Source organism: Mesorhizobium sp. M0152 (genome assembly GCF_040322415.1).
In the GTDB taxonomy this organism is placed as follows: domain Bacteria; phylum Pseudomonadota; class Alphaproteobacteria; order Rhizobiales; family Rhizobiaceae; genus Mesorhizobium.
On record NZ_JAMYTH010000023.1, the window covers coordinates 13,559 to 27,854 of the forward strand.

Genomic DNA, 14,296 nt, shown 5'->3' on the forward strand with positions numbered 1-14,296 from the left:
CCGGTCCTTACGCGCCCTCGACGACTGAAAAGCCTTCGAACTGCGGATGGCCGATGTAATGGACTTTCGTCGTGCCGACATTTCTGTGGGCTGCGCGAAAATTCTCCGACTTGGTCCAGGCGACGAAATCGTCGTAGCTCGCCCACACAGTGTGCGAAGCAAACAGCGTGTAGCCTTCGGCCTCGTTGACCGGGCCGCGCAGCAGATGGAATTCCCGAAAGCCCTTCATCTCCGCAAGGCTGGAATCGCGGTTCTTCCACACAGCCTCGAAATCGGCTTCCGAGCCGTCCTGCACCTTGAAGCGGTTCATGGCGATGTACATGCGGTTCCTTTCAGCGATCTTGGCTTGACGAGGGCGGCGCTAGCTCAGAACGGACCGATTGGCGCCTTGAATCGCCAGCTTGACAGGCCGGTTTCTGAGGGGATGGGAGGGAAGGGCGACTGTTTTCGCACAAGGTCCAAGGCGAATTGATCGAGCTCCTGGGAGCCAGAGCTTTTGGCAAGTTGCAGGTCGACGATGCTCCCGTCGGCCTGCACTTCAAATGCCACCAGTGCGTTGTTGCGGGCTGTCGTTTGCGCGGATTTCGATACGCGGCGATTGGCGCGAGCCAACTTGCCGGCTACCTCGCCGCTATAGCGAGACGCTGCCGCGTTGCCATCATCGGTTTGTTTTCTGCCTTTGCTGGCGATTGCCGCCTTGATCTCGTGGCCGTCCGCCGTGCCGCGCTTCTCATATGGTTCGCTCGCAGTTGCGGCGGCCGGACTCGGCCTGGCGCTGGGAATCGGCGGCTGCTCCGGCACCGCGACCGGCGACTCGGTGCTTACGGCCTGAGCAGCCGGCTGCGCCGGCGTTTGAGCCTTCGGAGCCGCGCTCAAGTCATCGGGGCGTGAGGCGCCGGCCACCAGTATGTCCGGCGTCACCATTGCCTCTTTGACAGGTTCCGTTAAAGGCTTGGGTGGCTGCTTCGCTGTTTCCTGGGTAGGCGGGGAGGGCTGCGTTGGCGGCTCCGGTCTTGCCGCCGGCTCTGGCTTGGTCGGTTGGGGTTTCGGCACCAGCGTAACATCTATTGCCGCCGGGTCCCGAGCCAGAGCGCTGCCGACGACGTTGGTGCCCGCTTGATCGCTGCCTTCCGACTGCACGGCATCCTGGAAATCGAACGTCCCTGAGGGCGAGATCAGAAAAGCCGCCGCCACGGCGGCATGGAGCAGGCAGGAGACGACGATCGCCGCCGTCCATTTGCGGTTCCAGGCCGATGGCCGAGGCGGCGCAAGCGGCTCGGTCGGCGTTATCGTCAGCTCGGCGCTGGCTTCAGGGAGAGGACTGATTACAGGCATGTCACGAGACGAGACCTGCAGCGACCTGGGCAGAATTGTCAAATCAAGATCGCTTGGTCCAAACGACAGTGCTTGGGCGCCGGCTGGGACCCATGGCGCCTTGTTTTGCGCGAATGCGGGATGCAGTCCCACCTCAGACGCCGAAAACGATACCGGTCTTGGTGTCCGTCTTCAGCTTGCGCATGCAGGCGTTCGGTTCGATGCCGGTGCCGGCGCATTCCGTCGCGCTGTTGATCAGCACGCGGCTGACCTTGGCGCAATCGGTGCCGGCGAGATCGAAGCGCGTCACCTTGGTCTTGCCGGCTGGCAGGTCCTTGAAGTCGAGCACGGTCAGCCGGTCGACGACGCCAGCCTCGTTGAACAGCGCGATCTCGAACGCCGCCTTGGAGAGGTCGGCGCCGAGATTGTTGTTGACCAGGAAAGTCAGGCGGCAGCCCTTGTCGGAGGGTTGCGCGCCATTGAGTTCGAGGGTGAGCGCGGAGACCGGCGGGGCTTCTTGTGTCCACGCCGGAACCGTCGCAAACGACATCGCCAGCGCCGAGGTCAGCAGACGAAGGGATGTCGTCAAGCTCGTCATTGTCATCAGCCTCCAAATCGCATCGTTGCCGCCAGTTTCAGGGTGATGCCCGGCTCATAGGCCGCGAAGACCGGCTGTGACGGCTGGCCGGCCGTGGTGACGTTGAGCGGGTTCGCATATTTGACATCGAACAGGTTGTCGGCGCGGAAATCAATCTTCAGATTATCAGTCGCCTGATAGCTGGCGAAGGCGTTGACCAGTGTATAGTCCTCGGCAATCGGATTGCCTCTGGGCTTGCCGTTATATTGCACTTCGCCGCCGACGGTCAGCTTGTCCTCCAGGAAGCGCAGTCCGAGTTGCGCGGTGACCTGCGAGGAGGGGATGGTGGCGAGGTCTGCCCGGACGCCCGCGTGGGAAATGGTGTGCCCGTTGGTGATCGATGCGGAGAGGCCGGCATAGCCCCATCCGGCGTCGTAGACGCCTTCCAGCTCAAAGCCGTTGATCTTGGCCTTGGCAAAATTCTGGTACTGGAAGCAGATGGGAATGTAGCCTGGGTTGCTTCCCAGCTGGCTCCAATCGACAGGGCAGGAGCTTGCGGGATTGGAGAATGACGCAGGGAAAGATACGCCCTCGATGTAATCATCCACGTCGTTGTTGAAATAGGCTGCCTTGATGCGCAGTGCGTCGCCGGCTTCGAGGATGTCGTTCTGCTTGTAGTTGACGCCGAATTCGACGGTCTTGCCGGTCTCGGGCTTCAGATTCGGATTGGGAAGGAAAGGGAAGGTGACGCCGGCGGGGTGGCGGCCGCTGATCAGCGTTTCCGTCAGGGATGGCGAGCGATAACCTTCGGCGTAGGTGCCGTAGAATTGCAGGCCTGCAAGGCTCGGCGTATCGAACGGCGTGATGCCGACTGTAATGCGCGGCGACAGCCGGTCGCCCGATGTCTCGCTTGTGCCGTCCTTGAGGCTGTAATTGTCGTAACGCAGCCCGGCAATGACTTCCAGCCAGTCCCAGGTGAGTTTGTCCTGGACATAGGCGCCGGACACGTTCCGTTTGCCCGAAGGCGTGTAGAAACTGTCGCCGCCCGCCGCGCCTCCGGTCTTGACGTCGTCGCCCACCCAATCGCCGCCATAGGTCAGTTCGTGCGCGATGCCGGCAGTCTCGAACCTGGACGTATTCCAGATGTCGATGCTGGTCGTGCCGATGTCGAATGTCGATGTCGAGCCTGTTGGCAGCACCACAGGCAGGCCGGTGCCGGGATTGAACCGGCTTTGCGGAACGAGGCTGGTCAGGTCGAGATTCGTCTTGTTGTAGGAGGTGTTGATGTGGAGATCGAGCCAGCTCTTGTCCTCGTCAGTAACGTTGTAGCGGGCGGTGAAGGTATTCGACTTCAGGTCGATGTCATTCACCGGCACGCCGCCGCCGATCTCGTTCCAGCCGTCGCTCGAGCCGACCCAGCCGAGCTTCAGTTCACTGTTGTCGGTCGGGCGGATGGTGGTCTTGAGCAGGCCGCTCAGCACGTCGAAGCCGGTGCCCTTGACGGTGTCGCCGCCGCCATCCTTGTAGTCGTCATAGTTGCGGTAGACGATATTGCCCAGCGCGTCCCAGTTCTCGTTGAAGCGGTAGGCGCCGGATGCACTGGTGGTCCAGCCCTTGCCGTTGCTCTCATAGCGTCCGGTTGCCGAAGCGGCCCACGTCTCTTCCGGGTTGAGGAAGTCCTGGGCATCCTTGGTGTCGAAGAAGACCACGCCGCCGATCGCGCCCGAGCCATAGGTATTGGCGACGGGGCCACGGATCACATCGACGGACTTGATAAGTTCGGGGTCGACGTAGAAGGTCGATTGGGTGCCGTGATCGGAACGCTGGAAGTTCTGTCGTGCGCCGTCGACGATCACCGCGACGCGGCCGAAATCCTGCAGACCGCGGATGTTGATGCTGGTGCTGACGCGCCTGGCGTCGGCCTGCGCGGCGACGCCGGGCACCCCGAACAGCATTTCGTTCGGCGTCGTCGCCATGCGGCGGTCGAGCTGTTCCTGGTCGACATGGCTGGCTGAGGCCAGCGACTCGATCGCCGTTTCTCCGGTGCGGCTGATGACGAGCACCTTGTCGAGCAGTGTTGCGCCCGCTGGCGCTGTTTTTTCCTGCTCAGCCTCCTTCTTCGATTGATCGGCCTGCTCTCCCGCCTTCTGCGCTGCCTGCTGAGCGTTGGCGAGTGTCACGGACAAGGCGACTGCCGCCACGCCCGCCAATAAAGCCGCCGCACCGTTCGCCGCCGACCAGCCGCGCCGTTCCCAAATCGCCAACCCCATGCCCCAACTCCAAAATTCCAGGTTTGATGCGGGCTGGCTTGGGGCTGGCTGGCATTTTTGATCGTATCCGGCGTCTTAAATCTTGACTCATTTAATCCGGTATTGCACTGACTAGTAAACATGATTATTCGAGTCAAGAATGAATCGGATTACGCAACGCCTAGCCAGATGCCCGGCACAGGAAAGGGATCGATCCAGATGAACACGCACAATCCCAATGACTTCCGCTATCGCGTCCGCCGTTCCGACGATGTCCCCGCTCGCTTCGACCGGGTCCCGCTGGCAGTGCGAACTCTCTCCAGCAACACCCTGTTCCAGGGCGAGCACGAGATCGGCATCGAGCATCACGGTGCGCTCTACCGGCTGAAGATCACCCGTCAGGGCAAGCTCATTCTCAACAAGTAAGGCAAGGCGACAAGGACGAGACATGGACCAGCGCGTAAAACCCGCCCCGCATGAAATCCGGCGGGCACGGACAGAGAATCCGAAGACGCGCGAGCGTGACCTGGCTGCCCAGCTCGGCATTTCCGAGGCCGAGCTGGTCGCCGCGCATTGCGGTGACGGCGTCGTCCGCATCGAGCCGAGTGTCAACGATCTTTTGACCGGCCTCGAGGCTGTCGGCGAGGTGATGGCGCTGACCCGCAATGAAAGCGCAGTTCACGAGAAGATCGGCATCTATGACAAGGTGGTCACCGGCAACCACAACGCCATGGTGCTTGGCGAAAACATTGATCTGCGCATCTTCCCAAAGGTTTGGGCGCATGGTTTTGCGGTGGAAAAACGCGATGGCGACGAGATCCGCCGCAGCTTACAGTTCTTCGACGCGGCCGGCGAGGCCGTGCACAAGGTGCATCTGCGGCCTGCCTCCAACCTGTACGCCTATCAGAAGCTAGTGGCGGCGCTGGAATCGCCGAACCAGGAACCGACGGTCGCCGTTTCCGGCAGCGGATCCGATGACGAAGCCGAAATAGCCGACGCTTCCGCCAATCTCGACGATCTGCGCGACCGCTGGAGCCGGCTGACCGACGTGCACCAGTTCTTCGGTATGCTGAAGACGTTGAAGCTCAGCCGCCGCCAGGCGGTGCGCATGGTCGGCCAGGACTATGCCTGGCTGCTCGACAATGACGCGGTCCGGGCCATGTTCCATCACGCCGCCGAGGGCGAGATGCCGATCATGTGCTTCGTCGGCAATCGTGGCTGCATCCAGATCCACTCCGGCCCGATCAGGTCCATCAAGCCTATGGGGCCGTGGATCAACGTGCTGGACGAGACCTTCCATCTTCATCTGCGAACCGACCACATCCATGAGGTCTGGGCCGTGCGCAAGCCGACCAAGGATGGTCATGTCACCTCGCTCGAAGTCTATGACGCCGACGGCAACATGATCATCCAGTTCTTCGGCAAACGCCATGAGGGCGAAAGCGAGCGCGACGACTGGCGGTTTCTGGCCGAGAACCTGCCGCGCATCCCAAGCCCGACCGCAGCCTGAGGAGAACTGCAAATGCGTCTTTTCCCTGGACTGCCGGGCGTGCGAGGGCCGGCCTTTGGGCCGATGCTCGGGTTTTCCCTGGTCTTTGCCGCGCTGCAGCCAGCTGGCGCCACCGAGGGTGCGGCCGTTTTTGCCGACCCCTCGAAGATAGCGGCAATAGGCGGTTCGATCACCGAGATCGTTTATGCGCTCGGCGAGGAGAAGCATCTGGTAGCGCGCGATTCCACCAGCAATTATCCGAAGGCCGCACTCGATCTGCCTGATGTCGGCTACATGCGCCAGCTATCGCCGGAGGGTGTGCTGTCAGTCGGTCCGACCGGCATCCTGGCCCTTCACGGGAGTGGCCCCAAGGAGGCCGTAGACGTGCTGAAGAAGACGAGCATCCCGTTCATCGAGGTACCCGAGCACTATAGCCATGAGGGCATCCTCGAGAAGATCCGTATCGTCGGCAAGGCGATCGGCGCCGACGCCAAGGCCGAGACGCTGGCAAGCGAGATCGATTCCAAGCTGAAGGCGGCTGAGAAGCAGACGGCCTCGATCAAGGATCGCAAACGCGTCCTGTTCGTTCTCTCCATGCAGGGCGGCAAGATCATGGCGGCCGGAAGCGAGACCGCGGCGAACGGCATCATCAAGCTGGCCGGCGGCGTCAACGCCATCGAGGGGTTTTCCGGCTATAAGCAACTGTCCGACGAAGCGATCGTCACCGCCAGGCCGGATGTCATCATGGTGATGAACAATGCCGGTCCGCCGATCTCGGATGACGAGCTGTTCTCGAACGTTTCCATCGGCTCGACGCCGGCCGGCGTCGCGCGCAAACTTATCCGCATGGATGGTGGTTACCTGCTCGGCTTCGGACCGCGCACGGCCGACGCCATCCATGACCTATCCGTCTCGCTCTATGGCGCGCGGATCACGGACTGAGCGGCATGATCGGTCAATCGATCGCCGCGTCGGCGGACAGGACAGTGGCCGGCGACGGTGACCGCTCCGGGCGCGCCCGTCTTGTCATCGCGCTCGCTGTCGTGATGCTGGCAGCCGCGGTGTTTCTGTCGTTGACGTCGGGCGCCTCGGACGCTTCCGCGGTCAACGTCGTCCGCGCATGGCTATCCGGCGCCGCGCCAGGCGACGCCGCTGTCAATGCGCGGGATCATCTCATCGTTTATGATATCAGGCTGCCGCGCGTCATCCTCGGCATGCTGATCGGAGCCGCGCTCGCGGTCTCCGGCGCTGTCATGCAGGGGCTGTTCCGCAACCCGCTCGCCGATCCCGGCCTTATCGGCGTTTCGGCCGGCGCCAGCCTCGGCGCGGTGGCCGTCATCGTGCTCGGCGGGACAATGCTGGCGCCGGTGACGGCTTTGCTCGGCACGCTGGCACTGCCGCTTGCCGCCTTCTGCGGCGGCCTTGCCACGACATTGGTGCTCTATCAGGTCGCCACGCGGCGAGGGCAAACCTCGGTCGCCACGATGCTGCTCGCCGGCATCGCGCTGGCGGCGCTTGCCATGGCGCTGACCGGCATACTCATTTTCCTAGCGGACGATCGCCAGTTGCGCGATCTTACGTTCTGGCAGCTCGGATCGCTTGGCGGTGCCACCTGGGCCAAGATCGCCTCGGTTGGTCCGATCATCGTTCTGGCGCTGGCCGCGATGCCTTTCCTGGCCCGCGGCCTCAACGCGCTGGCGCTGGGCGAGGCGACGGCCGGCCATCTCGGCATACCGGTGCAGCGGCTGAAATACACGGCCACTATCGGCGTTTCGGCGGCGGTCGGCGCGTCAGTCGCCGTCAGCGGCGGCATCGGTTTCGTCGGCATTGTCGTGCCGCATCTGCTGCGCCTGCTGATCGGTCCGGACAATCGCTATCTGCTGCCGGCGTCGGCATTGCTCGGCGCCACGCTGCTGCTGCTGGCCGATGCCGTTGCCCGCACCATCGTGGCGCCGGCCGAATTGCCGATCGGCATCGTCACCGCGATCGCCGGCGCGCCGTTCTTCCTGTGGATATTGCTGCGCAAGCGCGGCGTCGTCGATTTGTGAGGTTGGATGATCGAGGCAAGCGATGTTTCGGTGGCAATCGCCGGCAAGCGCATTGTCAGCGGTGTCGATTTCCACGCCCGACCGGGTGAGATTGCCGCCATCGTCGGCCCCAACGGTTCCGGCAAGACGACCTTTCTGAAGGCATTGTCGGGTGAACTCCCTTACACCGGTCGCGTCGCCCTCAACCGCCGCAACCTCTCGGCGATGAAGCCGGTCGAGATTGCCACCCTGCGAGCGGTGCTGCCGCAGGCGACGACGCTGTCCTTCCCGTTCACGGTGCGCGAGATCGTCAAACTGGGCCTTGTCGGCGGCCGCTCGGGCGTCTTGCCGGGCGAGGATGCGCGGCTGCCGGAACGGGCGCTGTCCCGCGTCGATCTCGACGGCTTTGCCGGGCGGTTCTACCAGGAGCTTTCGGGCGGCGAACAGCAGCGCGTCCAGCTCGCCCGCGTGCTCTGCCAGGTCTGGGCGCCGGTGCTCGACGGCCAGCCTCGCTATCTCTTCCTCGACGAGCCTGTTTCCAGCCTCGACATCAAGCACCAGCTGATCATCATGAACATCGCCCGCGACTTCGCCAGGAGAGGCGGCGGCGTGGTTGCCATCCTGCACGACCTCAATCTCACTGCGATGTATGCCGACCGGATCTTCGTCATGCATCGAGGCCAGCTTGCCGCGACCGGGTCGCCGCGGGAGGTGCTAAGCGATGAACTGATCGAGAAAGTCTTCGACTGCCGGCTGAAGGTCGGCGTGCTGCCGGCCGGCGACATTCCGTTCGTGCTGCCGCAATCGTCGGTCAGTTGATATTCAGGTGAGTCCGGCCCGCAAATGGCGGGTTCTTTCGCCAGCAATTATCATTGTGTGATCACGCAGCCGGGGCGCGGCGCTCCACCAACATGTCGATGCCGAGCAGGTTGCGCACATTCGGGCGCGCCGCCACGAGATCGGCGATGGTGTAGCGGCCAAGAACGGCGAAGAAGGCATTCAGCGCTTCGCGCAATGCCGAATTCAGCGCGCAGCTGTCGACCAGCGGGCATTCGGCGGCATCGTTCTCGAAGCATTCGGCCATGGCGAAGCTTTCCTCGGTGACGCGCACGACGTCGAAGAGGCTGATGGATTCAGCAGCGCGGCCAAGCCGTACGCCGCCGTTCCGGCCGCGTACGGTCTCGATCAGGCCGTTCTCGACCAGCGGCTGCAGGATCTTGAACAGGAACAGCTCCGACACTGAATAGGCGGCCGCGATCTCGGGGATGCGGCTCAACCGGTCATTGTTGGCAGCACAATACATCAGGATGCGCATGGCATAATTGGTCTGGCGGGTAAGCCGCATTTCGTCCTCACAAAGCGCCGGCGCGACAAAAGCACGCCAGATTCTTGAACTTTGCTGGCGCGACTTTGCCCCGAAATTTCGGATTCGCCACGCTGGCTTCGGCCGAATATGGCCTATACCTTGGAATAATTCCAGACTAGCGTGGCACATAGATGAACATTCTCGTCAACTTTATGTGCGCAGCCGGGCAAGAGGCGGGGCAAAACCGGCGTCACGGGCATTTCGCCGGCCAAACTACTAAATAGGCTGGGATCGACGAGGAGCGGCTCATCCATGTCTCAATCGGCTACGTCCCTGTCGCCTGTCCGTTTCGATGCCGACGCGGACGCCAAACTTTCCGCGCTGCGACGGACAAAATTCATCGCCACGGCTGCACTGGCGCTCTGCGTGCTGGTGTTTGCCTTGGCCAAGTCGTTCGAGAGCACTTATCCGTGGCTTGGGTTCGTCGCGGCTTTTGCCGAGGCGGCGACCATCGGCGGCTTGGCCGATTGGTACGCGGTGGTGGCATTGTTCAAGCGGCCGCTCGGCCTGCCGATCCCGCACACCGCCATTATCCCGGAGAACCAGAACCGCATCGCCGACAATCTCGGCCGCTTTATCGAGGTCAATTTCCTGGCGCCGGAACCGGTTCGGGAAAAGCTCGCCGAGGTCGATTTTTCGGCGCTGGTCGCCGACTGGCTGGCCGACGGCGAGCGTGCCGCCGACCTGTCGCGTTTCGTCGTGCGGCTCGTGCCGCAGACGCTTGCCGCCGTCGAGCAATCCGGCCTGCGCGGCTTCGTCACCAGCCGCATGCTCGAGCAGATCGATAAAGTGCCGCTGGCGCCGCTGGCGGCCGAATTGCTGTCGGCCCTCACCGACGATCGCCGCCACCAGAAGCTGTTCGACGAGTTCATCAAGGTGATCGGGCGGTTCCTCAATGACGAACAGGCGCTGGCGACGATGCGCGAGAAGATTCGCGAGGAACTGCCGTCGCTGTTCAATCTGTTTCGCGCCGACGCCTATCTTCTGAAGAAGATCGTCGCTTCGGCAGGCTCGCTGCTCGACGAGGTGAGGGCCGATCCCGACCATCCCATGCGCGCCGAATTCGACCATTTCGCGCGAGGCTTCGTCGAGCGGTTGCGGACGTCGAAGCAATACGCCAAGCGCGCCGAGACGATGAAGCGCGATTTCCTCGCCAGACCCGAAGTCAGGGCGCTGGCCGGCGATATGTGGGCAAGTCTCAGCCAGTTCATCGAACAGGACGCAAAGGCACCGAATTCCGTGATCCGCGCGCATCTCGCCAACATGTTCGTCGAGGTGGGGCGGCATCTTGCCGGCGATGCGCAGATCAGGGCCGATATGAACCAGGGCTTCGTGGTGGCGCTCGCTTCGTTCGTGGAGAGCCAGAAAAGCGGTGTGTCGAAATTCATCGCCGACCAGGTCAAGCGCTGGGATCTGGCCCAGTTGACGAGGCTGATCGAGATGAACATCGGCAGGGACCTGCAATACATCCGGTTCAACGGGATGATCATCGGTGGGCTTGCCGGCGTCGTGCTCTATATGGCCGAGCGGCTGTTTCTTGCTGGGTGACACGCCGAATGGACAGGCACCACCGCAGTGATACTCTCTTGTCCGGGAGCACGAAACGGCTACAGGGGAGAAGACGATCATGGCCAAGCAACCGGAATCGGATTCCTTCATGGACATGTTCGGCCGGTTCGGCCGCGACCTGAAGGTGCCGAACGTCGACGTCGAGGCGATCCTTGCCCATCATCGCAAGAATCTCGAAGCGCTTGAGAAATCTGCGCGCGCCAGTGCCGCCGGCGCGTCCTCGCTGTTGTCAAAGCAACGCGAGATGCTGCAGGACACGCTGCGCGAGGTCACCGACATGGCACAAAGCTACAGGGCGCCGGGCAATCCGCAGGAGTTGATGGCCAGGCAGACCGAGTTTGCCAAGAAATCCTTCGAGGCAACTTTGAAGAACGCCGGCGAAGTGGCTGAACTGGTCCGCAAATCCGGCACCGAATCGATCGACATCCTGCGCGCGCGCATCAAGGAGGCGATGGAGGAAATCCGCGCCGACTACAACAAGAAGTGACGTTTCAAGGCTGAGGCCGACTTGTCGGCGCCGGTCGCTGGTGGAGCCAGCAAATTCCCGATTTCACCTGCCGCTGCGCTGGGAGGCGTGGCGCGGTCGAGGCCGCGTTCGGTGGAACGGAATCGCGAGGGACGAATTGACAGGGGCGGCCAGTTCGTGGTCCGGAAGCGTTGAAAGCGATCGGGAAACCAGGAATGACCGAAGTACGGCCTAAAACGCCGCCGACCTACGAGGAGTTGAGGGCGATGGCCGGGCGGGAGCTCGGCGTCTCGGAATGGACCACGGTCGACCAGAATCGTATCAACCAGTTCGCCGAATGCACCGGCGACCATCAATGGATCCATGTCGATCCCGAGCGGGCGCGACGGCAAAGCCCTTTTCGCACCACGATCGCGCATGGCTATCTGACGCTGTCGATCATCGGCGCTCTGGCGCTCGGCATGGGGATCGTGCCCGAGAACACGCAAGCCGCCTTCAACTATGGTTTCGACAAGGTGCGTTTCCTTGCCCCGGTCAAGGTCGGCGCGCGCATCAGGCTGCGCATCACGCTGCTTTCCATGGAGGACAGGGGCCCCGGCCAGTATCTGATGAAGGCAGCCAACACCGTCGAGATCGAAGGCGAGGAAAAACCGGCGCTGACGGCGGAAACGCTGGTCATGCTGTATGAGCGCCGCAAACGGGCAGGGGCCTGAGCGGCGATCCGCAACGACAGGTTGGTTCGCGCAGAGTCAGAGGTTTTGCGACAGTTCCGCCGATCTCTGCCGCCTGGACTCGGCACGGGCCGAGAGCAGCGCAAGCAACAGAGCGAGCAACGTCAGTGCCGTTGCCGTCTGAAAGGTAACCTGCATCCCCCGCGCGGCGGCCGCGGAGCTCAGGAGTTGCTGGCCAACACCCAGGCTCTTCCCGATCGACGCCGCGGCAAATATGGTGCCCATCAATGACGCGCCGGTGATGAGGCCGAGATTGCGCGACAGATTGAGAAGACCTGATATGACGCCGCGCTCGGCGGCACCGACACCGCTCATCACGGCGGCATTATTGGAGGTCTGGAACAGGGCGTAGCCGAAGCAGGTGACGGCGATAGGAACGACATAGCTGGTGATGCCAAGTCTGGTCACGGCGAGTGACAGAAGGAACGTGCCGGTGGAGAGGCCAAGCAGACCGGCGACCATCGTTCTGCCCGCGCCGAAACGATCGGCAAGCCGTCCGGCCAGCAGCGCCGACAGGGTCGAGACAAGCGGGCCGGCCGACAGCACGATACCGACCATTGCGGCATCGAGCCCGAGCCCGCGCGACAGGTAGAATGGCGCGACCACCAGGGTCGCCATCATCACGGTTGCGACGATGAGGTTCATGGCCAGGCTGGCGCTCAGCCGCAGGTCGCGGAAGCCGGCGAACTTGACCAGGGGCGTCTTCACTTTCGTCTGCGCGACGGCGAACAGAACCACGCCGATGCCGGCCGCGACCAGCAGGCCGACATTGAGTGCGCCGAAATTGCCCCTGCCAAGCGTCATGGCCAGCGCGTAAGCGGCCAGCGTCAGGGCCAACAGGACGGTGCCCATGGCGTCGAATTCGCCCCGCGCGGCCTGCATTGTGTTGCTGCGCGCCGGCAACGCACGATAGGCGAGAGCGAACGTCAGCATGCCAACGGGGACATTGACGAGGAAGATCGCTCGCCAGCCGAAGCCCGCGATCAGGAGCCCGCCGAGCGAGGGTCCAAGTGTCGTCCCGATCGCGGACATGGCGCCGAGCAGGCCCATGGCGCTGCCGGTCCGGTCCTTGCCCACGGTTTCGGCGACAAAGGCCAGCGTCAGCGCCATCATCAGCGCGGCGCCAAGCCCTTGCACGGCACGTGCCGCAACCAGCAGCCACAGCGTCGGTGCGAGGCCACAGAGCACCGATGCCGATGTGAACAGCGCGATGCCGCCAAGCAGCAAAGGCCGGCGCCCGAACATGTCGGCCAGCCGTCCGGCGCTGACGATCAATGTGGTGATGGCGAGCAGGTAGGCGAGGACTACCCATTGCACCGACTGGAACGACGCCGAAAACGTCTGCATCAGCGAAGGCAGGGCGACGCTGGCAATGCTGGTTCCGAGCGAAGACAGCAGCGTGGCGAGCGACAGGCTTGCCAGCGCCCAGCTGGCGGATTGGGTCCGTAGCGGCGGTGCGCGCCCGTCCCGATTGTGCTCAGCGATTGCCACTGCGATCTCCTTTCGATCAGCCCCAGAAACGGAGCTGATGGAGATCTAACCTCCGAGGTGATATGGCGGAAGGCGCAGCATTTGCATGTTATTCGTGCATGAAGCGTCATATCATGTGCTATGGTCCGCCGATGCCAGATCTCAATCTGCTTTTTGCCCTCGACGTCCTGCTGACCGAAGGCAGCGTGGCGCGCGCCGCCAGCCGGCTGCGCCTCAGCCCTTCGGCAATGAGCCGAACGCTGGCGCGCCTGCGCGAAGCGACCGGCGACCCGCTGCTGGTTCGTGCCGGTCGCGGCCTGGTGCCCACTCCGCGCGCGGAAGAGTTGCGGCAGCAGGTCGGTCGTGTCGTCCAGGACGCGGAGGCGCTCCTGCGCCCTGCGGACCTGCTTGATCTCTGGAGCCTGGACAGGATCTTCACGCTGCGGACCAATGACAGTTTCGTCGAGGAGTTCGCGCCGCGCCTTGTCACCCGTATTCAGGCCGATGCGCCCGGCGTACGACTGCGTTTTGCGCCAAAGTCGGACAAGGACGTGATGTCGCTGCGCGAAGCGGCAATCGACCTGGAAATCGGCGTCGCAGGCGCAACCGGACCCGAAATGCGCATCCAGGCGCTGTTTCGCGACCGCTTCATCGGCGCCGTTCGAGCCGGCCATCCTTTGAGCCGGGGCGTGGTCACCGCAGAGTGCTATGCCGCCGCCCGCCACATCAGTGTTTCGCGGCGGGGTCGCGAGAAGGGGCCGATCGACGAGGCGCTGAACCTGCTCGGCCTGCAACGGAACGTCGCGTGCATGGTTTCCGGTTTCTCGGCCGCGCTCGCCATGGCGAGCGCCTCGGACCTGATCGCCAGCGTGCCCGAGCGGCATACGCAAAGCGCGCGCGCCGGCATGCACAGATTCCCCCTGCCGGTCGCCACCGTCGAGGTCACCATCTCCATGCTGTGGCATCCGCGCCTCGATGCCGATCCGGCGCAGCGGTGGCTGCGCGGTTGCGTGCGGGAGGTCTGCGCAAGTGGCTGAA

General features: G+C 63.2%; 15 protein-coding genes. 9 read left to right on the forward strand and 6 right to left on the reverse strand.

Annotated elements, in window-relative coordinates:
• Window positions 1–7: 7 nt before the first annotated feature.
• The 4 genes from hmuQ to NKJ26_RS21665 all read right to left on the reverse strand — a co-directional run bounded on the left by hmuQ (window position 8) and on the right by NKJ26_RS21665 (window position 4,161).
• Window positions 8–322 carry a heme-degrading protein HmuQ gene (gene hmuQ, locus NKJ26_RS21650; protein WP_352697009.1) on the reverse strand — a complete coding sequence of 105 codons (315 nt, stop codon included), beginning with the start codon at window positions 320–322 and terminating at the stop codon, window positions 8–10.
• Window positions 323–366: 44 nt separating this feature from the next.
• Window positions 367–1,194, reverse strand: a complete 828-nt coding sequence (locus NKJ26_RS21655) for an energy transducer TonB family protein (protein ID WP_352697011.1) — start codon at window positions 1,192–1,194, stop codon at window positions 367–369.
• Window positions 1,195–1,468: 274 nt separating this feature from the next.
• Window positions 1,469–1,912: a hypothetical protein gene (locus NKJ26_RS21660; RefSeq protein WP_352697013.1), complete on the reverse strand. Its 444-nt coding sequence runs from the start codon at window positions 1,910–1,912 to the stop codon at window positions 1,469–1,471.
• Between the two features lie 5 nt (window positions 1,913–1,917).
• The gene (locus NKJ26_RS21665) at window positions 1,918–4,161 is read right to left on the reverse strand and encodes a TonB-dependent hemoglobin/transferrin/lactoferrin family receptor (protein ID WP_352697015.1); all 2,244 of its coding nucleotides are present in this window, start codon (window positions 4,159–4,161) and stop codon (window positions 1,918–1,920) included.
• 198 nt (window positions 4,162–4,359) lie between these two features.
• Between NKJ26_RS21665 and hemP the strand changes: the two genes are divergently transcribed.
• The 5 genes from hemP to NKJ26_RS21690 are packed head-to-tail and all read left to right on the forward strand — an operon-like array spanning window position 4,360 to window position 8,475.
• The gene (gene hemP, locus NKJ26_RS21670) at window positions 4,360–4,566 is read left to right on the forward strand and encodes a hemin uptake protein HemP (RefSeq protein WP_352598001.1); all 207 of its coding nucleotides are present in this window, start codon (window positions 4,360–4,362) and stop codon (window positions 4,564–4,566) included.
• 22 nt (window positions 4,567–4,588) lie between these two features.
• Window positions 4,589–5,650 carry a hemin-degrading factor gene (locus tag NKJ26_RS21675; RefSeq protein ID WP_352598002.1) on the forward strand — a complete coding sequence of 354 codons (1,062 nt, stop codon included), beginning with the start codon at window positions 4,589–4,591 and terminating at the stop codon, window positions 5,648–5,650.
• 12 nt (window positions 5,651–5,662) lie between these two features.
• Window positions 5,663–6,571 carry a heme/hemin ABC transporter substrate-binding protein gene (locus NKJ26_RS21680; RefSeq protein WP_352697018.1) on the forward strand — a complete coding sequence of 303 codons (909 nt, stop codon included), beginning with the start codon at window positions 5,663–5,665 and terminating at the stop codon, window positions 6,569–6,571.
• Between the two features lie 5 nt (window positions 6,572–6,576).
• Entirely contained in the window at window positions 6,577–7,677 is a 1,101-nt protein-coding gene (locus NKJ26_RS21685; protein ID WP_352697019.1) for a FecCD family ABC transporter permease, read from the forward strand.
• Between the two features lie 6 nt (window positions 7,678–7,683).
• Window positions 7,684–8,475 (forward strand): heme ABC transporter ATP-binding protein, encoded by a 792-nt coding sequence (locus NKJ26_RS21690; protein ID WP_352697020.1) that lies wholly within the window; start codon window positions 7,684–7,686, stop codon window positions 8,473–8,475.
• Between the two features lie 61 nt (window positions 8,476–8,536).
• Here NKJ26_RS21690 and rirA read toward each other — a convergent pair whose 3' ends face one another.
• Window positions 8,537–9,001: an iron-responsive transcriptional regulator RirA gene (gene rirA / locus NKJ26_RS21695; RefSeq protein ID WP_352697022.1), complete on the reverse strand. Its 465-nt coding sequence runs from the start codon at window positions 8,999–9,001 to the stop codon at window positions 8,537–8,539.
• A gap of 273 nt (window positions 9,002–9,274) precedes the next feature.
• On the opposite strand from rirA, the gene NKJ26_RS21700 reads away from it, so the two are divergent.
• From NKJ26_RS21700 to NKJ26_RS21710, 3 genes are all read left to right on the forward strand, one after another.
• Window positions 9,275–10,570: a DUF445 domain-containing protein gene (locus NKJ26_RS21700; RefSeq protein ID WP_352697024.1), complete on the forward strand. Its 1,296-nt coding sequence runs from the start codon at window positions 9,275–9,277 to the stop codon at window positions 10,568–10,570.
• Between the two features lie 79 nt (window positions 10,571–10,649).
• Window positions 10,650–11,078: a phasin family protein gene (locus tag NKJ26_RS21705; RefSeq protein ID WP_352598008.1), complete on the forward strand. Its 429-nt coding sequence runs from the start codon at window positions 10,650–10,652 to the stop codon at window positions 11,076–11,078.
• A 194-nt stretch (window positions 11,079–11,272) separates the two neighbouring features.
• Window positions 11,273–11,770 (forward strand): MaoC family dehydratase, encoded by a 498-nt coding sequence (locus NKJ26_RS21710; protein ID WP_352697026.1) that lies wholly within the window; start codon window positions 11,273–11,275, stop codon window positions 11,768–11,770.
• Window positions 11,771–11,806: 36 nt separating this feature from the next.
• On the opposite strand, the gene NKJ26_RS21715 is transcribed toward NKJ26_RS21710, so the two are convergent.
• Window positions 11,807–13,279, reverse strand: coding sequence for an MFS transporter (locus NKJ26_RS21715; protein WP_352697028.1), 1,473 nt, complete (start codon window positions 13,277–13,279; stop codon window positions 11,807–11,809).
• A gap of 131 nt (window positions 13,280–13,410) precedes the next feature.
• Here NKJ26_RS21715 and NKJ26_RS21720 point away from each other — a divergent pair, with 131 nt between their 5' ends.
• Window positions 13,411–14,295 (forward strand): LysR family transcriptional regulator, encoded by an 885-nt coding sequence (locus tag NKJ26_RS21720; RefSeq protein WP_352697112.1) that lies wholly within the window; start codon window positions 13,411–13,413, stop codon window positions 14,293–14,295.
• The last annotated feature ends 1 nt before the right edge of the window (window position 14,296 follow it).